General features: G+C 62.7%; 18 protein-coding genes. 5 read left to right on the top strand and 13 right to left on the bottom strand.

Annotated elements, in window-relative coordinates; genetic code table 11:
- Window positions 1-105 precede the first annotated feature (105 nt).
- Window positions 106-1,173: an ABC transporter substrate-binding protein gene (locus tag BHD07_RS17180; protein ID WP_338281922.1), complete on the bottom strand. Its 1,068-nt coding sequence runs from the start codon at window positions 1,171-1,173 to the stop codon at window positions 106-108.
- A gap of 77 nt (window positions 1,174-1,250) precedes the next feature.
- Between BHD07_RS17180 and BHD07_RS17175 the strand changes: the two genes are divergently transcribed.
- Both BHD07_RS17175 and BHD07_RS17170 read left to right on the top strand, forming a co-directional pair.
- Window positions 1,251-1,928, top strand: a complete 678-nt coding sequence (locus BHD07_RS17175; RefSeq protein WP_018096195.1) for a response regulator — start codon at window positions 1,251-1,253, stop codon at window positions 1,926-1,928.
- Window positions 1,925-3,316, top strand: coding sequence for a sensor histidine kinase (locus BHD07_RS17170; RefSeq protein ID WP_338281919.1), 1,392 nt, complete (start codon window positions 1,925-1,927; stop codon window positions 3,314-3,316). The genes BHD07_RS17175 and BHD07_RS17170 overlap by 4 nt, the downstream gene beginning before the upstream one ends.
- A 148-nt stretch (window positions 3,317-3,464) precedes the next feature.
- On the opposite strand, the gene BHD07_RS17165 is transcribed toward BHD07_RS17170, so the two are convergent.
- The 3 genes from BHD07_RS17165 to BHD07_RS17155 all read right to left on the bottom strand — a co-directional run bounded on the left by BHD07_RS17165 (window position 3,465) and on the right by BHD07_RS17155 (window position 7,095).
- On the bottom strand, window positions 3,465-4,400 hold the full coding sequence (locus BHD07_RS17165; RefSeq protein WP_018096197.1) for a substrate-binding domain-containing protein: 936 nt from the start codon (window positions 4,398-4,400) through the stop codon (window positions 3,465-3,467).
- Between the two features lie 80 nt (window positions 4,401-4,480).
- Window positions 4,481-5,491, bottom strand: coding sequence for an ABC transporter permease (locus BHD07_RS17160; protein ID WP_100671302.1), 1,011 nt, complete (start codon window positions 5,489-5,491; stop codon window positions 4,481-4,483).
- Window positions 5,492-5,568: 77 nt separating this feature from the next.
- Window positions 5,569-7,095 (bottom strand): sugar ABC transporter ATP-binding protein, encoded by a 1,527-nt coding sequence (locus BHD07_RS17155; protein ID WP_026168724.1) that lies wholly within the window; start codon window positions 7,093-7,095, stop codon window positions 5,569-5,571.
- 270 nt (window positions 7,096-7,365) lie between these two features.
- On the opposite strand from BHD07_RS17155, the gene BHD07_RS17150 reads away from it, so the two are divergent.
- The gene (locus BHD07_RS17150) at window positions 7,366-8,391 is read left to right on the top strand and encodes a LacI family DNA-binding transcriptional regulator (protein ID WP_338281914.1); all 1,026 of its coding nucleotides are present in this window, start codon (window positions 7,366-7,368) and stop codon (window positions 8,389-8,391) included.
- Window positions 8,392-8,463: 72 nt separating this feature from the next.
- On the opposite strand, the gene BHD07_RS17145 is transcribed toward BHD07_RS17150, so the two are convergent.
- Complete coding sequence (locus BHD07_RS17145; protein ID WP_338281912.1) at window positions 8,464-9,360, bottom strand: DMT family transporter; 897 nt, start codon at window positions 9,358-9,360, stop codon at window positions 8,464-8,466.
- Window positions 9,361-9,528: 168 nt separating this feature from the next.
- On the opposite strand from BHD07_RS17145, the gene BHD07_RS17140 reads away from it, so the two are divergent.
- Window positions 9,529-10,419, top strand: coding sequence for a LysR family transcriptional regulator (locus BHD07_RS17140; protein WP_198516670.1), 891 nt, complete (start codon window positions 9,529-9,531; stop codon window positions 10,417-10,419).
- A gap of 102 nt (window positions 10,420-10,521) precedes the next feature.
- The gene (locus BHD07_RS17135) at window positions 10,522-11,010 is read left to right on the top strand and encodes a GNAT family N-acetyltransferase (protein WP_338281909.1); all 489 of its coding nucleotides are present in this window, start codon (window positions 10,522-10,524) and stop codon (window positions 11,008-11,010) included.
- Between the two features lie 59 nt (window positions 11,011-11,069).
- Here BHD07_RS17135 and BHD07_RS17130 read toward each other — a convergent pair whose 3' ends face one another.
- The 8 genes from BHD07_RS17130 to BHD07_RS17095 form a co-directional block, all read right to left on the bottom strand.
- On the bottom strand, window positions 11,070-11,192 hold the full coding sequence (locus tag BHD07_RS17130; protein WP_272939028.1) for a hypothetical protein: 123 nt from the start codon (window positions 11,190-11,192) through the stop codon (window positions 11,070-11,072).
- 201 nt (window positions 11,193-11,393) lie between these two features.
- Complete coding sequence (locus BHD07_RS17125; RefSeq protein WP_018096205.1) at window positions 11,394-12,419, bottom strand: ABC transporter permease; 1,026 nt, start codon at window positions 12,417-12,419, stop codon at window positions 11,394-11,396.
- Window positions 12,420-12,511: 92 nt separating this feature from the next.
- On the bottom strand, window positions 12,512-14,053 hold the full coding sequence (locus BHD07_RS17120) for a sugar ABC transporter ATP-binding protein (RefSeq protein ID WP_338281900.1): 1,542 nt from the start codon (window positions 14,051-14,053) through the stop codon (window positions 12,512-12,514).
- 130 nt (window positions 14,054-14,183) lie between these two features.
- Entirely contained in the window at window positions 14,184-15,113 is a 930-nt protein-coding gene (locus BHD07_RS17115) for a sugar ABC transporter substrate-binding protein (RefSeq protein ID WP_100671316.1), read from the bottom strand.
- A 239-nt stretch (window positions 15,114-15,352) separates the two neighbouring features.
- Window positions 15,353-16,165 carry a TIM barrel protein gene (locus BHD07_RS17110; RefSeq protein WP_338281896.1) on the bottom strand — a complete coding sequence of 271 codons (813 nt, stop codon included), beginning with the start codon at window positions 16,163-16,165 and terminating at the stop codon, window positions 15,353-15,355.
- A 197-nt stretch (window positions 16,166-16,362) separates the two neighbouring features.
- A complete protein-coding gene (locus tag BHD07_RS17105; protein ID WP_338281895.1) occupies window positions 16,363-17,250 on the bottom strand; it encodes an NAD(P)-dependent oxidoreductase in 888 nt (295 codons plus the stop codon).
- Window positions 17,251-17,422: 172 nt separating this feature from the next.
- Window positions 17,423-18,685: a DUF2254 domain-containing protein gene (locus BHD07_RS17100; protein WP_338281894.1), complete on the bottom strand. Its 1,263-nt coding sequence runs from the start codon at window positions 18,683-18,685 to the stop codon at window positions 17,423-17,425.
- A gap of 219 nt (window positions 18,686-18,904) precedes the next feature.
- Entirely contained in the window at window positions 18,905-19,462 is a 558-nt protein-coding gene (locus BHD07_RS17095; RefSeq protein ID WP_338282309.1) for a DNA-3-methyladenine glycosylase, read from the bottom strand.
- Between the last annotated feature and the right edge of the window lie 94 nt (window positions 19,463-19,556).

Raw genomic sequence — 19,556 nt, 5'->3', positions numbered from 1 at the left:
GGTCCGCCTCCACGGTTCGCCGGCGACCTTAAGCAACATAGAAAGCTGACATTAACCTGACATCAAGTCCGTTTCGCGTAAATGACTTGTTTGCCTGCTTATTATTCACTGCAGGCGCAGCATCTCGTTCCAGCGGGCAATCAGCCGCGCCCGCTTGACCTGGTCGAGATAGACCATCAGCCCGGGACTGACCGGTACGGGTTTCAACTGACCTCCGAGCATTTCCCGCATGGTGTTCGCGGTGTTCTCGCCGGCGACTTCGGGGCTGACCGCCGGGATCTGCAGCTCCCGCGCCATGATCGTCTGGCCCTCCTTCGACATGAAGAATTCGAGATAGCGGCGGCCAAGTTCGGGGGCGGCTGCGGCCTGCGGCACCAGCCCGATGCGCGACATGACGACCGTATAGTCCTTCGGCAGCACGATGCCGACATCGGGATGCCGCGATGCCCAGTCGGCCGCATAGGAGCCGAGGATGTTGTAGCCGAGCACGAAGCGCCCGTCGGAAATCCTCTCCAGGATCGCCTGACTGGTCGAATAGAGCTTCACTCCGGCCGACCCCATGGTGCGGATCACCGTCCAGATGTCGCCGAACTGCTCCTGGTCGCGCGACATGAAGAGGAAGCCGACGCCGGAGCGTTCGATGTCGTAGGTGCCGATGCGGCCGAAGACGGCGTTTCCTTTCCGCTTGAGGTAATCGACGAATTCGGCGCGCGTCGCCGGCGGCTGCTCGTTCCTGAAGCTCGGCTTGTGGTAGACGAAGACGGCCGGCTCGAAGGTGAGAGCGTAAGCCGTGTTGCGCCAGTTTGCCCAGGCAGGCCAGCGCCCGCTCATAGGCAGGTCGCTGCGTTGCGCATAACCGTCATTGCTGAGCTTGACCTGCAGGTCCATGGCGGAGGAAAAGGCGAAATCGGCGGTCTTCTCGCCGGCATCGGTCTCCTTGACGATCCTGTCGTAGATCTCGCCGGTCAGCATGTCCTCGTAGCGGACCGCGACATCGGGATTGGCCTTCTGGAAGCCGTCGATCATCGGTCTCGCCAGGGGTTCGTCGAGCGAGGAATAGACGGTCAGGACCGGTGCGGCGCCGTCACCGGAGAGAGCCGGGAAGAACGTCGGCGCGGCCTCGGCGACCGCGGCCGACAGGATCAAAAAACCGAGAGAAATCAAGAACCGCATGAATTCACAATGCCTGAGAGCGCTGCCGTTCACAAGCAAGCTCGCGAGCGATAGAGTGATCCCCGGGAGAGGCGATATTGCGTATCTTGCTGGTTGAGGACAATCGGGCCCTGGCGGAGGGCCTTTCGACGCTTCTGCGGGGCAGCGGCTATGCCGTCGACGTCGTGAGCGACGGCGCATCCGCGCATGCGGTTGCCGCGGCCGAGAGCTTCGATCTGGTGATCCTCGATTTGAACCTGCCGGAGATGGATGGCCTGGACGTGCTGCGTGCCATGCGGGCACGGCAGAACCGCGCGGCGGTTCTCATCCTGACGGCGCGCGGTACGCCGGAGGAGAGGATCAAGGGACTCGACCTCGGCGCCGACGATTACCTGATCAAGCCTTTCGATATCGGCGAGTTCGAGGCGCGCGTGCGCGTCCTCCTGCGCCGGCAGGCGGGGTTGCGGGCCTCCGTCGTCAGCTATGGCAATGTCTCGCTCGATCTCACCTCGCGCAGTTTCTCCTCGGCAGGCATGCCGATCGAGATTCCGGCGCGCGAGCTCGGTCTTCTCGAGCTTCTGTTCATGCGCGCCGGTAAGGTCGTCGCCAAGGACGCCATCGTGCAATCGCTGACGGGCCTGGACGACGATCTGAGCCCCAATGCGATCGAGCAATATGTGAGCCGGCTGCGCAAGCGGCTGGCGCCCTTCGGGCTGACCGTACGGACCGCCCGCGGCATCGGCTATTATCTCGACAAGACGGCCGGTCCCGAATGACAGCCGCCCCCGGAAAGGTCGTCTATTCGCTGCGGCGCAGGCTGCTCGGCTGGCTGCTGATCTCGACAGCCGTGATCGGCGTCGTCGCGCTGGCGGATACCTACCGGGAAGCCGTCAAGACGGCAAATGCCGTCTCGGACCGGGTGCTTGCCGGATCGGCGCTGGCGATCGCCGAGCGCGTGGTCGTCGCCGAAGACGGCTCGTTACAGGTCGACATCCCCTATGTTGCGCTCGAGATGCTGACATCGGCGGCGCAGGACCGGGTCTTTTACCGGGTGGACGGCCCGCCCGGCGAGTTCATCACCGGCTATCAGACCCTGCCTTCGCTTTCCGAAAGCACCGGTCAATCGACGAGCTTCGCAGATGCCGTCTTTCGCGGCGAACCTATCCGCGTGGCGGCACTCAGACGCTCCGCCTCGACCGGGGTCAATTCCGTTCCCTTCGTCGTCACCGTCGCGGAGACGACGATCGCCCGGCGCCAGCTCGCGCAGACCATCATCATCCGCTCGGCCCTGCGCCTCGGGCTGATGATCGCCGGGGCGGCGATGATCGTCTGGGTCGCCGTCACCTTTTCCCTGAGGCCGCTCTATCGGCTTGGCGATGCGATCGCCGAGCGCAGCCCCGACGATCTGCATCCGATCCGCGAGCAGGTGCCGAACGAAGTCCAGGGGCTCGTCGATACCGTGAACTCTTTCATGGTCCGCCTGCAATCGGCCCTCGATGCGCTGCGGCACTTCACCGGCAATGCCAGCCATCAGCTCAGAACCCCGCTTGCTATCATCCGTACGCAGCTTGCGCTTGCGCAGCGGTCGACGACGATCGAGGAAACCCGCGCGGCGGCGATGAAGGCGGACGAGGCTGTCGCCAATGCCGAGCGCATTCTCGCGCAGCTGCTGCTGATGGCCAAGATCGATGCCGCGGGCCGAGACGAGGCGCGGGGATTGGAGCGGGTCGAACTCGTCGGGCTTGCCCGCGCCGTCACGGCGGACCACGTACCGGCGGCGGGCGAAGCCGGCATCGATCTCGGCTTTGCCGGCGAGGGCGAGCACTGGATCCGCGCCGAGCCCCTGCTTATCGGCGAACTCCTGAAGAACCTGATCGGCAACGCGTTGCTTTATGCCGGCCGCGGGGCGGAGGTGACCGTGCGCGTCGGGAGCGGGGACCACGCGGTCCTGCTGGAAGTGGAGGACAATGGCCCGGGCATTCCGGCGGAGCTGCGCGAGGCGGCGCTCAAGCGTTTCCGGCGCGGCGGCGAGGAAGCCCCCGGTACCGGACTGGGCCTCCCGATCGTCGAGGAAATCGTCGGGCTTTACGGGGGGACCATGCGGCTGGACGAGGGTGACGCCGGTCGAGGGTTGAAGGTGGTGGCGGCGTTTCCGGCGGGGTGAGGCTGATTACAGGCGGCCGCGAAGGCGCCAACGGACACCCCCTCTGCCCGGCAGGGCGGAGGGGGTGTCCGTTGTATAAACGCCAAAGAAAAGACCCGCCCGAGGAAAGCCTCAGGCAGGCCGTGTCTTGATTAGCTCCGACGTCCGGTCAGAACGGCGAATCGGGGAAATAGAAGTCCTTGGCGTTTTCCTTCGTCACCAGCGTCGCGTCGATCGTGTAGGTGCCGCGAACCGGGACCTGGCCGTAGAAGTTGGCAACGGTCATTTCGAGTGCCGTGCCGACCATCGCCGGCGGGTAGAGCACGTCGACCGGGATCATCTTGTCGCCGTCCATGACCCGCTTGATCATGTCCTTCGAACCGGCTCCGGCGACCACATACTGGATGTCGGTGCGCTTGGCCTGGTCGATCGCCTGCAGCACGCCGACGGCCATGTCGTCATCCTGACACCAAACGACGTCGATCTGCGGATACTTGGTCAGGTAGTCCTGCATGACCTTGAAGGCGTCGTCGCGATTCCAGTTGCCGTACTGGCGGTCCAGGATTTCGACCTTGGAGCCGGCGATGCCCTTGTCGAAGCCGTCCTGACGCTGCTGGTCGATCGGGATCGGCAGGCCGCGAATGACGACCACCTTGGCTTCCGGCGTCGTGGCCTTGATATATTCGCCGGCGACCTGGCCGAGTGCCGGGTTGTTGCCGGCGACATAGAGGTCACGCACGCTGTTGTCGTTGGTCGAGGGCGCGCGGTCCACCAGCGCCACGAAGGTGCCCTTGCCCTTGATTTCCTTGATCGCATTGACCAGCGGATCGGGGTCGGTCGGCAGGATCACGAGGGCGTCGATCCCCTGGGTTTCGAGGTCCTGCACGGCGTTGGCCTGGCTCGCCGGATCCGGCGAGGTCTTGACGATGACGTTGAGGCCCGGATGCTGCTCCATGAGCAGCTTGGCAACGCGCTCGGCGTGGAACACGACGCCGGCGGTCCAGCCATGGTCGGCCGCCGGGATCGACACGCCGATCGTGACGTTCTTGTCTTGTGCATGGGCTGCACCCGTCAGTGCCATCATCGTGACGGCAGCAATGCCCATTAATCCCTTTCGCATGCTTCTTCCTCCCAATGATTCTAGGTCTTGGTTGATGTGGCCGGATCGCGCTCGATCCGGCTTGGTCACGATTTGCGTACCAGCGAGCGCTGGACGAGCATCGCGATGATGATGATCGCACCCTGCATCGCGCCGATCAGGTATTCGCTGATGAAGTTCGACAGGAGCATGATGTTTCCGACCAATTCGAGAATGAAGGCACCGCAGATCGTGCCCCAGACGCGGCCGGCGCCGCCCTTGAGCGCCGTTCCGCCGACGACGACGGCGGTGATGGCCTGCAGTTCCCAGAGGATGCCGGTCGTGGCCGAGGTGGAGCCGAGGCGCGGCACGTAGAGCAGCACGGCGACGGCGACGCAGAGACCCTGGATGACGAAGGCGATGGTGCGCACGCGATTGACGGCGATGCCGGAATAGCGAGCCACGTCGCTGTTGGAGCCGACCGCGACCACGTGCCGGCCGTAACGCGTGCGATAAAGGATGAAGGCGGCGACGGCGGTGACCGCGAGGATGATCGCGATCGGCACTGGCATGCCGAGAATGCTGCCGAAATAGGCCGGGCGATAGAGCTCCTGTATTTCCGGCTCGCGCAGGGTGATCGCGCCGCCTTGCGAAAGCCAGGTGGTAAGGCCGCGATAGATGCCCATCGTGCCGAGCGTCGCGATGAAGGGCTCGATCCTGCCGACCGTGGTGATCAGCCCGTTGGCGAGCCCGCAGGCGCTACCGGCGACGACCGCAAAGAGGACCGCAGCCGTGAGCATCAGTGCCGGATCGGCAATCACGCCGGAATTCATGAACAGGATCATCAGGCTTGCGACGAAGGCGACCATCGAGCCGACCGAAAGGTCGAGGTCGCCTGCGGAAATGACGAAGGTGGCGCCAACAGCGATGATGGCGATGAAGGCGCTGCGGGTGGCGACGTTGGCGAGGTTGTTGAGACTGATGAAGTTGGGGTTGACCATGGCACCGACGATCAACAGCAGTGCAAGGGCGGCAAACGGCGCCACGGCCCTGAGATCGACGTCCCGCCACGTCCGGCGGTGCGTTGTGCTTTGGATGCTTTCCTCGTTCACGCTCATGTCCAGATCAACCTCTCCCGCCCCCGAGCCGGGGGAATTCCTTTTCCTGTGCCTGCCTTCGCCGCGCGTCCAAGCGGTCAGGCGGCAGCCATTTTCTTCAGTCCGGCTGCGTAGCGCATGATCTCCTGCTCGGAGATCTCGTCTCCCTCGAGCATGCCGACGATGCGTCCCTCGCGCATCACCGCGACCCTGGTGCAAAGCCCGATGACCTCGGGCATTTCGGAAGAGACGACGATGATCGAGCGGCCGTCGCGCGCGAGCGCCGAGATGAAATGATAGATCTGCTGCTTGGTGCCGACGTCGATGCCGCGTGTCGGCTCGTCGATGATGATGATGTCCGGTTCCGTTTCCATCACCTTGGCGAGCAGCAGCTTCTGCTGGTTGCCGCCGGACATGCGCCTGGCGACGACATTGCCGTCGCGCACGCGGATGTCGAAGCGGCGGCGGGCCCTTTCGAGCGCAGCCGCCTCGCTTGCCGGGCTGAGATAGCCGATGCGGGCATGCCGGCCGAGCGACTGCAAGGTCAGGTTCGTCGTCATGCCGGAGTTGAGCAGCAGGCCTTTCGCCTTGCGGTCCTTGGTCATGTAGGCAAGACCGCGCCGGTTGGCCGCGTGCACGTCGCCTGAAGGCGCGGTCTCTCCACGGATCGTCACCTCGCCCGACAGGCGGGGCCTGAGGCCGGCGACCGCTTCCATGAGTTCGGTGCGGCCGGAGCCGATCATGCCCGAAAAGCCCAGTATTTCGCCTTTGCGCACCTCGAAGCTGGCGTCCTTCACATAGTCGGTCGAGACGGCGTCGACTCGCAGCACGACCTCTTCGTCGACGTTCGGCTCATTCTTGGCGGGATAGAGACTCGACATTTCGCGGCCGACCATGAGCTGCGCAATCGACTCGCCGTCGAGCATCGATGTCGCGGCGGTCTTCACCCACTGCCCGTCGCGCAGCACCGTCACCCGGTCGGTCAGTTCGATGACCTCGTCGAGCTTGTGCGACACGAAGACGAAGCTCGTGCCTCTATCGCGCAGCTTGCGCACCTGCCGGAAAAGGAAGTTGGTCTCCTCGCGGGAGAGAACGGCCGTCGGTTCGTCCATGAAGACGATCCGCGCGTCGCGGCTGATGGCCTTGGCGATCTCGACCATCTGTTTTTCGGCGATTGAAAGACTGCCGATCAGCGCGTTCGCGTCCACGTGGCAGCCGAGCAGATCGAGAACCCGGCGCGCCTCCGCGCGCATATATTTGCGGTCGAGCACGCCGAAACGCGTCACCTCGCGACCGAGAAACAGGCTTTCGGCAACGGTCAGATGTTCGGCGAGATTGAATTCCTGGTGGATGATGACGATGCCCAGCGCTTCGGCCGCGCCGTTTGCAGGAAGCGTTACCGGCTGGCCATCGAGCAGGACCTCGCCCGAGGACGGTTGCTCGAACCCTGAAAGAATCTTGACGAGGGTCGACTTGCCGGCGCCGTTCTCGCCCATCAGGGCATGGATCTCGCCGGCGCGAAGCTCGAAATTGACACTGAAGAGCACCTGCACGCCGCTGAAGGACTTGCTGATCCGCCGCGCCTCCAGCACGACGCGCGCGGCGTCTACCGTCTCCGGATTCATCGATTTCCCCCATTGCGGCTCCCGACCGCCCATGGACGTTATGTAAACCTTTACACTCCCGATGTAAAGGTTTACATAACGGCATGCACAGGAATTTGCCGGACCGCCTTTGACGTTGCCCGCGGTGTGTGTAGTGTCCCGCCGTGTACAGCGCCGCGCGTTCTTGTCAGACACGCAAAGTCCGCCGTAGCAGATTGATTAGCTGCTTGTTTTTATCTCTAAATCGGGATTTAGGGAAACACGCAGTAGGGAGACGCAAGGCAGAGCGCAGTGTCGGATTCCACGCCCGCAACCATCGAAGACGTCGCCAGGATCGCTGAAGTTTCGATCGCGACGGTATCGCGGGCAATCCACAACCCGGAGAAGGTCGCCAAATCCACGCGGCTGAAGGTCAACCAGGCGATCGCGATCACCGGTTATACGACCAATGCCATGGCTCGCAGCCTGCGCCTCGGCCGCTCGAACATGATCCTGGTCGTCGCCCCGGATATCGGCGATCCGAACTTTTCGAGCATCCTGGTCGGCCTGGAAAACGAGGCACGGTCGCACGGATACGGCGTGCTGATCGGCCATACCCAGAACGACGCCCAGCGCGCGGTCGAATATCTGAAGTTTCTCAACTCCAACCAGGCGGCGGGTCTGATCCTCTTTACCGGCATCCTGCCCTTCGGCCACGAGACGATAGCGGCGCGGCTGCCGCCGAGCGTCGGCATATTCGAGCCCGTCTTCAACGGCGGCATACCCTATGTGGGTGTCGACGATGTCGAGGGCGCCCGCAAGGTGGTCGACCTCCTCATCGCCGAAGGTCATCGCAAGATCGCTTTCATCGGCGATTCGCGGACCCGCCTTGCCTATAAGCGGCGGCGCGCCGGCTATGATGCGGGCCTCGATGCGGCGGGGGTGCCGGCGGAATTTCGGCTGGTCCAGGAGGGCGACGGCACGCTCGAGAGCGGCAGGGCTGCCGTCGAGCGGCTCTTCGTGCGCGACACGCTGCCGACGGCATTCATGTGCGTCAACGATCAGACGGCACTCGGGGTGATGATCGGGCTGAAGGCACGCGGCTATGACATACCGCGCGATTTCTCGGTCACAGGCTTCGACGACGTGCCGCAGGCGACATTCATGACGCCGGCTTTGACGACGATCCGCCAGCCGCGCACGCTGATCGGCAAACACGCCATGGCGCTTCTCTTGGAGCTTCTCTCCGACCGCAGCCCGGCCGAGACCGAGATATTCCTCAGGCCCGATCTCGTGGTGCGAAACTCCGTATCTTCGCCGTCTGCACGATGGGGTTGAGAAGGCTTCACTGCCGCTGCCCCGCTTCAGCCTGTGGAAACACGCAGTTCCCCATCAAAGATTCTCGAGGGCTCAGCCGCGCGAGGTCATCCAAACGCCGACCAGCGTCACCGTCAGCCCCATCAAGACAGCCGGGGTCAGGGGCTCGGAAAACAGCGCCCAGGCCCACAGCATGGTGACAGGCGGACTGAGATAGATCGCAGCGCTGACCTGGGCCACCGGGAAGAGACGCAAGCTCGTGTAGTAGACCGAATAGGCGGCAAAGGTTGCGAACAGAACCAGCCAGACCATCCCCACGCCGAAAGCGGGCGTCAACGGTGGGGCGAGGTTCCCTTGCATCATAGCGCACAGCCCGAACAGCACCGAACCGGTCAGGGTATGGATGCAAAGGCTTTGGTGCACGGGCATGTGCCGGGTGCGCCGTCGCTTGTGCAGAACCGAGGCGAGCGCAAAAACAAGCATGGAGCCCACCGTCAATCCATATGCCCACAACGGGGCCGTGCCGAAGCTGAGGCTGTCGAACGAGACGATCAGCACGCCGAAAACGGCGATTGCCGTTCCGAACCATTGCCGCGCGCTCAGGCGTTCGCCCAAAACCGGTTGCGACAGGGCGGCAATCGCCAACGGCAAGAGGTCCGAGATGAGTGCGACCAGTCCCGTCGGAACCCGCTGTTCGATGGCCAGTGCGAAGCCACCGAGATAAAGGAAGACCGACATGACGCCGAACAGCATCTGTTCCACGACGCCGCGCATCCGCAGCCGCGGACCGATGATCAGCGCGAAGGGCAGCAGGATCACCCCCGACAAAAGCGTGCGCCAGAACAGAACCAGCATTACGCTCGCCTCTTCGCTTGCATAGCGAATGCCGACGAAGCCGGAACTCCAGCCGACGACCAGTAGCGTCGCCATGAGGGGCCAGAGGAGACGATGCTGTTTCGCTGCGGGCAGCGAGATGGGCTGGTGGGTCATGGCGCTCTCGGGCGTGTCGTTCGTTCCCCAGCCTTAGGTGGCGGCGATCCCTTTTGCACATGACAAATTTCGATAGCAACATGACATCGCAGCCGGATCGGCAATGTGAAATTGCCAAATGGGCACTTGGTCCGCATAATTCACGCAATATTCATGACGGCGATCGCGATGAAAGAGCTCAACGGCCGACGTTTGGAAATCGATGCGCTGCGCGCCTTGTGGGCAATTCGCCATCACGGGGGGATCACGCGCGCGGCCGAGGCTCTGGGTTTGTCGCAGTCAGCCGTCAGCCACAAGGTCAAACGGCTCGAGACGAGCCTCGATTGCGACCTGCTCGGCCGCAAGCCGGGCGGAGCGATGTTCACCGCGGCCGGGGAGGATTTGCTGGACTATGCCGGGCGAATCCTCGGGCTGCATGACGAGGCGCTTCTGAGTTTGTCGAAAACGTCGCTCAAGGGGCGCATCGCTCTCGGCCTGACCGAAGACACCGCCTGCAGCGATCTTGCGCGCATATTAGCGAGATTTCGCCGCCTGCATCCTCACGTCGCCGTCCGCACCAAGGTCCGCATGAGTCTAGTCCTGCGGGCAATGCTGGATCGGGGCGAATTGGAGGCTGCGATCCTGCAGGTCTTCGCTCATGAGGTCCGACCGACCGACGTCGTCCTGTTCCGCGAGGAGCTTCACTGGGTCAAGCATCCGGAATTGTCGCTGCCGCAGCAAGGCCCGATACCCTTCCTGTCCTTCGATGACGAATGCTTCTACCGAAGATGGGCGCTCGATATCGGACAGGATGGAGGGGTGGTTCTTGAAACCGTGTTCGAATGTGCAAGCGCGGCCGGCATCGTGGCCGCGGTAAATTCGGCCATGGGCGTAGCGCTTCTGAGCGGCCGCCATCTGCGCCCCGAGATGCAGATCGTCTCCGAGCACCTGCCGGCGCCGCCTGCCTTGGCCTATGTCGTGCGCCGCGCCAGGAAGGCGAGAAATTCCGCGCTCGAAACGCTCGTCGCCGAAATCGAGAAGGAAATCAGTCGTTACGGAGGGCTCGTCCTGGCGAGCTAGGTGGTCACTCATAAGCGCTCAGCCAGAGTCGCATGGCAGCGAGCCTGGCTGAAGCGAGGTAGGGCCTGTTTCTACCGGCCAGCGACGTGCTAAGTTCGTTGAATGACGGCGGCCGACCGATACAGTTTTCGCAAAGCGACGGTGAATGATCTCCCTTTGCTCGCAGCATGGCGATCGAACCCGCATGTCCGCGCATGGTGGGGCTCGGACGGGTCGCACGATGCAGCAGACCTGGCTGATCCTCGCGTGGCGCGTTGGATTGTTTCAACCGCCGAACGCCCCTTTGCGTTCATGCAGGACTATACCGTCCACGGCTGGGAAAACCACCATTTCGCCAAGCTTCCCAAGGGATCGCGGGGGATCGATCAATACATAGGAGACCCCGAAATGATCGGGGTCGGGCACGGGACAGCATTTATCGGGGCGAGAATGAGGGCTCTCTTCGATGCGGGGGTACCGGTTATCGGCACCGATCCGCACCCGGCCAATGAACGGGCGATTGCCGTCTACAGGAAACTGGGTTTCGAGCCGTTGGGACCACCTCAAGAGACGCAGTGGGGCTTGATTTTGCCAATGACTGCGAGGCAGTGAGCGGCACACCATCAATCGCCCTCGACCGCTGAGACATGGCCGGCAGCGCAGTACCTGTCCTAACGTTGGCGGGAGCTGAAGAGGGCCGCCGTTTCGCGGGTCTGGACCCGCATCATCGCGCTCCAGAGCTGGAGGAGGAAGCTGGTGCGGGCGTGTTTCGCAAGCTGGCGCTGCGAGGACATGGTAATTCTCCGATAGTTTTTCATTTCGGCGATATAGTCTATCGGCGCAGCGGAAGCCATAGGGCAGCCAAAGGGGCTGCCTTGCAAGACGAGCATATGTCATTCGCGACAATATAGCGGCCCAGTACCATGACGAGAAAAGAAAAGGGCCGGGATGAATGTCTTCGTCCCGGCCAGTTCTTTCGAGGAGGAGCAGTATTTTTATGCTTTTTTGCGGCCTTTCTGGCGATAAACGTCGACGACAACCGCGGCGACGATGATGATGCCCTTGACGATCTCCTGGTAGTAGGCGTCGACCCGGAGGAAGGTGAAGCCGGACGTCATCACGCCGAGGATCACCGTGCCGATCACCGTGCCGGTGATGCGGCCGACGCCGCCGGTGAGCGACGTGCCGCCGATGACGGTCGCGGCGATCGCGTCGAGTTCGTACATGACGCCCATGCCGGCCTGTGCCGTCTGGGCGCGGGCGGCGGTGACCACGCCTGCGAGGCCCGCAAGCATGCCGGCGATCGCATAGACTTTCACCAGATGCGCTTCGACATTGATGCCGGAGACGCGCGCGGCCTGGACATTGGCGCCGATCGCGTAAGTGAACTTGCCGTAGCGGGTGTAGCGCAGCGCGATGTGGAATATGAGCGCCACGACGAGGAACACGATCACCGGCCAGATGCCCGTGCCGATGAAGTTGAACTGCTCGGTGAGGCCCGAGACCGGCTGGCCCTTCGTGTACCACTTGGAGACGCCGCGGGCCGAAACCATCATGCCGAGCGTGGCGATGAAGGGCGGGATCTTGGTCCTGGCGATGAGCTGGCCGTTGATGAAGCCGGCAAGAAGACCGATCCCGACGCCAAGGCAGATCGGCACGATGGCCGGCAGGTCGGTCAGGGACGGATAAAGCGCCCGCGGCCAGGTGGAGGCCTGCGCAACGCTCGCCGAGATCATCGCGGTCATGCCGACGACCGAACCTGACGAGAGGTCGATGCCGCCCGTGATGATGACCTGCGTGACGCCGACGGCGATGATGCCGATCACCGATACCTGCAGGATCATGATCGTCAGGCGTTGCGAATTCATCAGGAAGCTCTGGCCGACGAAGAGCCAGCCGAGAACCTCGTAGACGAGCGCGATACCGATCAGCACCAGGAAGATGTTGAGCTCGGGCGGCACGCGCCGTCTCGAGCGGGCGAGGGATGAGCTCGTGCCCTGTGCTGCGACATTGGTATTCATCTTCTTTCCTCCCTGCGGTCGGCAGTTCGCCTTGATCGGTTCCAAAGGTCGGAGCGGAATGCGTGCGGAAGGCCGCACGCACTCATCCCGCTCTATCGCGCCGCAAGCTCCATGACCTTGATTTGGGTAGCTTCCGCCCTGTCGAGAAATCCGGTGACCCGGCCCTCGTGCATCACCATGATCCGGTCGCTCATGCCGAGCACTTCCGGCATTTCCGACGAGATCATGATGACCGCGACGCCGTTGCGGGCGAGCTCGGTCACCAGGCGGTGGATCTCCGCCTTGGCGCCGACATCGATGCCGCGCGTCGGCTCGTCGAGGATCAGGATGCGCGGATTGGTGAGCAGCCAGCGGCCGATCAGCACTTTCTGCTGGTTGCCGCCCGAGAGATTCTCGACGCGCTCCTGCAGGTTCGGCGTCTTGACCCGGAGCTTGCGGCTCATCTCCTCGCAGGCGGCGGTGACCTCCCTCTCGCTGACGAAGCCGCCCTTGACGAATTTGTCCTGCAGCACGGCGATCTGCATGTTTTCGAGAATGTCGAGGATGAGCAGACAGCCGGTGTCCTTGCGATCCTCGGTCAGAAACGCCATCCGATGGCGGATCGCCTTATTGGCGCTGTCGATCACGACCTCTTTCCCATCGATCGCGATCGTGCCCGAGCTGGCCGGCGTGACCCCGAAGAGCGTCTCGGCGACGTTGGAGCGACCGGATCCGACGAGGCCTGCGACGCCGAGGATCTCGCCGGCGCGCACATCGAAGGAGACGTCGCGGAAGACGCCGTCGAGGGTCAGGTTCTTCACCGACAGCACCACGTCGCCGATCGGCACCTCCTCCTTCGGGAACATCTGGGTGATTTCACGTCCAACCATCATGCGGATGATGTCGTCGCGGGTGACCTCGTTCGAGAGGTGGGTGCCGATATATTTGCCGTCGCGGAAAACCGAGAACTCGTCGGCGATCTCGAACAGCTCGTTCATCTTGTGGGTGATGTAGACGATGCCGATACCTTGCGAGCGCAGGTCACGGATGATCTCGAACAGATGGGCCACCTCGCGTTCGGTGAGCGCCGAGGTGGGCTCGTCCATGATCAACACGTCGGACTCGTAGGAGACCGCCTTGGCGATCTCGACCATCTGGCGGTTGGCGACCGAGAGGTGACGGACCTCGATCTCGGGATCAAGATCGATCTTTAGCCGCTCGAAAAGCTTTGCCGTCATGCGGCGCATCTCGCCATGGTCGACGAAGCCGAAGCGGTTCTTGGGTTCCCGGCGGATCCAGATATTCTCGGCGACGGTCATGAAAGGCATCAGGTTCAGTTCCTGATGGATCATGGCGATGCCGTTCTCGAGCGCGTCGAGCGGCGACTTCAGCCGGATGCCGGCGCCCCTGAGTTTCACCTCGCCCTGGTCGGGATGATAGATCCCGGCGAGGATTTTCATCAAGGTCGACTTGCCGGCTCCGTTCTCGCCCATGAGCGCATGCACGGTGCCGCGCTTCAGCTTGAACTCCACGTCGTCGAGTGCGACGACACCCGGAAATTCCTTGCGAACGCCTTCTGCAGTCAGAAGGTATTCGGATTTCGGAACGGCGCCGCTGGCGCGCACGGCTGCCATTGTCGTGGGACTGAGTGTCATTCTCGTTGCCTCCCATGTTCCGGTTCAACCGGAATGTCCACGCGGTGGCGGAGCATGCCTTCCTCGGTGCGAATCCGAAGCAGGCGTGGCGTTCGGGAGCGCGGCATTGCCGCGCCCCCGGCAGCGCCGGTCAGTTCTTCGCCTGATATTGCTCCAGGTTCTCCTTCGTGACGAGTTCGAAGGGAATATAGACCTTTTTCTCCACCGGCTCGCCCTTGGCGAGCTTCAGCGCGGCGTCTACCGAGCCCTTGCCCTGGCCGGCTGCATTCTGGAAAACGGTCACGTCGAGGTCGCCGGCCGCCATGGCCGCGAGCGCGTCCTGGGTTGCGTCGATGCCGCCGATGACGACGGAATCCATCGAGCGGCCGGCCGCCTTCAGCGCCTGGATCGCGCCGATCGCCATTTCGTCGTTGTTGGAGATGACGGCGTCGAATTCGAGGCCGGCGGAAAGCCAGTTCGTCATGAGGTCCGAGCCCTGGGTGCGCGACCAGTTCGCGGTCTGCTCCTCGACGATCTCGATGCCCTTGCATTCGTCGGTCGCGATCACGTCGTGGATGTCCTTGGTGCGCATGCGGGCAGCCTGGTTGGAGAGTTCGCCCATCATGACCACGGCCTTGCCCTTGCCGCCCAGCATCTTGCAGATTTCCTTTGTCTGCAGCGTGCCGGATTCCTGTTCGTTCGACGCGACGAAGGCCTGCTTGTCCGGAAGCGTATCGACGTTCACCGGCTCGCGGTTGACATAGACCAGCGGAATGCCGGCATCCGCGGCGATCTTCGACATGGCGGCGGTCGCATCGGTGTCGACCGGGTTGACGATGATGGCATCGACCCCGGCGGCGATGAAATTCTGGATCTGGCTCTGCTGTTTGGCGACGTCGTTCTGCGCGTCTTCGACCTGCAGCTCGACGCCGTCAAGCGTCTTGGCGTAATCCTGCATGCCGGTGCGCAGCACCGTCAGGAAGTTGTCGTCGAAGAGCGCCATCGACACGCCGATGGTCTCCGCATGCGCGGCCGTCGACATCACGACGGCCATCGCAGTGCCTATGAAAAATTTCTTCATTGTTCTTCTCCTCCACTTGGTGCCGGCCACACCTTCTTCGGCCGGGAACGCGACCTTCTTCCCGAGATCGCGTTCAGACTTCGACCGGAAGCGGCACTCCCGCTACGCTTCCGATCAAAACGGAATAAAAAAACCAGTGTTTTGACATTACGGAATATGTATTCCATTTTATCGGGATGCCGTCAAGAGCGCCCGGGCGCGCCGGTTTGGAATCCAGCTCTTTCCACTGCCGGTGGCGATCAGCTCCGCGACCGAAGGTAGTCCATGCTCTCTCGCAGGGCGTCCGCCGGGTCCGCAAGTCCGTGCACCGAAGGGGCAAAGGGCTCGAAGGAGAAGGGGCCAGCATAGCCCTCGTCCCGCAGCCGGCGAATCTGGCCTTGATTGTCCAGCCTGTCGGCGGCGTCGACGAGAACGCGATGCGGATCGCGCATATCCGAGACGGCCAGGTTTTCGTCGATGACGCCGGAGATGTGTACGAGGCCGGTGAGATCCGCAAAAAGCTGGTCTTCGCCAGCAAGGTGATGGTGGAACGTGTCGTGCACCAGGCGGAAGCTCGATTGACCCGAGACTGCCCGGATCGCTTCGGCGGCCTCCGCCTTGGAGCGCAGCGAACAGATCTCGAAGCCGAGCGGCTCCACGAGACCGATAACGCCGGCCGCGTCGAGCATCGGCTTCAGCGCCCCAAGCGCCTGCCGAAGGTTGGTTTGCCGCACGCCGTCCTCCTTGCCGCTGCCGTCATTGACGGGCACCAGCACCAGAGCCTTCGCACCGCAGTCGCGTGCATAGGAGATGAGTTCGCGCGCTTCGGCTGCCCGTTGCTCATTCCATTCGTTGAAGCGCTGCAAGGCGTTGATCGAGACGATCGTCAGACCGTGCTTCTCCGCAAGGGCTTTCACCTCCTCCGGAGGCGTCCCGTCGGCAATGGCGTTGGCGGTCAGGTCGTTGCGGATTTCGACCAGGGAAATGCCGAGCGATCTCGCAAGCGAGAAGAACGCGTCGACCGGGAGGCCGGGAGCGGCCATATGGTTGAGGGCGAAGGGGAGGGCGGTCATGCCGGAAGTCTCCTGGGGGAATAGTGATGCGGTGATGCCGGAACGTTTGTTCCATTTGCCGGCGCAGCCACATTCACCATTCCGCGAGACGCAGTCAAAGGCGCAGATCAGCGGCAATGTTGCATCCCTGCAAGATTGCATTTCACCGCTGATGGAATTCTGTCATGGCGCCCGGCGAGGGGCGCTCGCCCCCGCTTTCACTCGAGACCGTTCGCCTCGGCGATGAAATCCGACAGCATCGGCACATAGTCCTCGCCGCGGCCCGCGCCGACCGCCTGTGCAAATGAGTTCCGGACGGCCGCCCCCACCGGATTGGCGGCGCCGGCGGCAATGGCGTAGCCGGCAAGATAGCTCATGTCCTTGAAGCCGTTGCGGATCGCGAATTTATGGGCGTTCGGGTCGCGTTCCAGGACCCAGCGGAAGAAGGTCTGATAGAAGGGGCAATCCATCCGGCCGCCGCGAATGACGCTGTCGAAGACCTCGGGCGTCAGCCCGGCCTTGCGTCCGAGCATCAGCGCTTCGGAATAGAGCGCCGCGTAGCCCATCGACAGGAAGTTGTTGAGCAGCTTCATCGTGTGACCGGAGCCGGTCGGCCCCGTGTGAATGATTCGACCGGCGAAACATTCGAGTACCGGCCACACGCGCTGTACGTCTGATTCCGCGCCGCCGACCATCACATCGAGCGTGCCCGCGGCGGCATCGGCCGGCGTACGGCTGAGCGGCGCGTCGATCAGCGTAAGGCCGCTTGCCGCGAGATCTGCTGCAAGCTTCGTCGTGACGGAGGGATCGGATGTGGAACAATCGACGATGGTGACCGGCCTGCCCGCGCTCGCAATGCCCTCCGGGCCACCGATGACCGAAAGGACCTCAGGCGAGCCGGTAACGCAGAGGACGATGACGTCGCATTGCTCCGCCATCTCGCGCGGCGTCCTGGCTTCGCGTGCGCCCTCGGCAATAAGCGTCTCCACCGGCGCCCGATTGCGATGCGCCATCACCTGGAGCGGCCAACCCTTTTTCAGAATATTTGCCGCCATCCCTTGACCCATCAATCCGAGCCCGATGAAGCCTATGTTCGATTTCGTCATCTAATCGCCTCCTCTACCTTCATGTTCCGGACGTTGAACGACTGTATCCGCGATCTTAGAGAATTCGAGCGGGATGCGGGCGGAAAACTGCGGGCGCCTTTTTCCGGAATTCGTCTAGCGGGACTTTTCCATGCGGCCATAGCGTGTTCATGTTCTGGGACACCGGTAGTTGTCAGCCATTCCCGACCTTGTCAGCCTCCCGCCTCAGCCTCTGCAGATCGCTGGCAATGCCAAGTGCCGCTTCCGCTCGCTCGAGCGCTTCTTTCGAATGCCGCATGGCTGCATCGCGAAACCGGTCCTGGTTGAATTTGGCGAGCGTGCCGAACGCCTTCTGAAGGCGGACTCCTATTTCGACGATAGCAGCGCCGTCCCGCGCGATTGGCGTGAACAGATCGTCGAAAACTTCGTCGAGTTCGATCGCCGGCACGTAGACCTTTGGATAGAGCACCTCGTCCTGGAGCGCCTTCTCCACGGGCTCGGTCCAGACGGCAAGCACGCGCAACGCACGGCTGATGACGTCGATCGCGGTCCGGGGGTCGTTGACGGCCGGCGACAGGGCGCGCGACGCTATTTCAGCCAGCACCGCTGCTCCGAACCTCGGATCCTGATCGAACGAACGCGTATCTCCCACCGAGAAGCACCTGGCAATCTCGGCAAAGACATGCTCGTCCGGTGTGCCGTCGACGGAAGCGACGGGCCGGTTTGGATCGACAAGCTGGCCGGGTATCAATCGGACGAATATGCAGGTCTTCCTATCGTTCGCGATGGCGGAAAGCCCGCTTACGTCGAGATGCTGGATGTAACCGATCCTGTCGATAAAGACCGGCGTGGCGGATGCGGGGATGCGTGCGGCATCGTCCAACCGGTTTCCGCCGAGGTAAGGTCGTAGCCGCCGCGATCGCATTGCCTCGATCGTGACCGCCTCGACCTGTTCCGTCGTCTCGGTAACGCGTCCGAGGCGCGATAGATGATCGATCCAGCGCAGCAGCGTCACGATGATCAGGACGATGACGCCGATCGTCACCACGAACAGAATAAGGCGGCCCTGGTCGCCGCAGGCGCCGGTGCTGAGAGCGATGATGCCGACGAGGCTGAACAGGAACGACCCGATGAAGGTCGCGAGCACGTTCTGTGTCGTGCTGTCTTCCATGAGAAGCTTCGTTGCCCGTGGCGTAACGCTATTGGTTGCCGCCGAGTAGGCTGATACCATCGTGCTTAGCGAGAATGTCGAGACCGTCAGCATGCTGGAAGCGATGATCCCCAGCACGTTGTCGACTGCGTGCGCCCCTATTCGGTTCGGAAGGTCTCGCGGAATGAACGGGCCAAGGAAAATTGCGATGAGTGCGGTTATAATCGCGAGAATGGAGAAAAGCGTGGCTCGAAACCAGATCCGCCGCGTGATCTGCGAAAACAACCATGTCCATCGTGATGTCATCAAGCTCGTCCACTTACGATCAGCTCTGATCGAACCGTCGATACATTTGTCCTTTAATCTATCCGATCGGAAGACAACGACATGCAGAAGATCAAAGTGCTACAGCGATATTTCGCGTCCGATAAGACGCGCCGGGGTGTAGCTTAAGGACAGAAGCGGGTCTCCGTGTCAACTTGAACGGGTATCGGGGAACGACTTCACCGGACCGGCGAAGCTGCTTCAGAATTTGCGGCTCACGAAGGATGAGCGGGCCAGCCCGAACCGCCAGGGCTGTTCTGCCGCCTTGGTTATGCCGACGCGGATGCCGGTGGCGATCGGCGGTTGCGTGGATGGCGGGGTGAGGCGGAACGGCTCCTCTCCGAGCGGCAATCCGTCCAGCTCCCGGCTGATCGCCAGCGCCTGTCCGACACGTCCCGGCCCGGAACACAGCAGCCTCTCTTCACGGACGCCACGTCTCGCCCGCATCGTCTCTATGCCCCATTTCGGTTCGATCGCGCGGATCAGGACGGCGCTGCCGGGCAGGCAGACGAAATTCAGGCACCAGTGCAGGCCGTAGGAGAGATAGATGTAGGCATGCGCCGGCGGACCGAACATGGCGCGATTGCGCGCCGTGGCGCCTGCAAAACTGTGCGACGCCGCGTCGTCCGGAAGATAGGCCTCCGTTTCGACGATAATGCCGCCGACACCGGAAACGGTGAAAGCGGCGCCGATCAAATCAGCCGCCACCTGGACTGCGCTGCGCGCGAAGAAGTCGACTTTTGAGGTCAAGCGATGCACCGGTCGGTTCAAGCTATCCGCATCCTCGCAAGAGATCCGGCGAGCGCCAAGGCATGAATGACGAAAATCAGATCGTCTTTTTTAGCCGCCCCCT

This window comes from Sinorhizobium sp. KGO-5 (genome assembly GCF_036245905.1).
In the GTDB taxonomy this organism is placed as follows: domain Bacteria; phylum Pseudomonadota; class Alphaproteobacteria; order Rhizobiales; family Rhizobiaceae; genus Sinorhizobium; species Sinorhizobium meliloti_A.
Note: the sequence above shows the minus strand (reverse complement) of the source record. Positions and strands in the feature narration are given on the sequence as shown.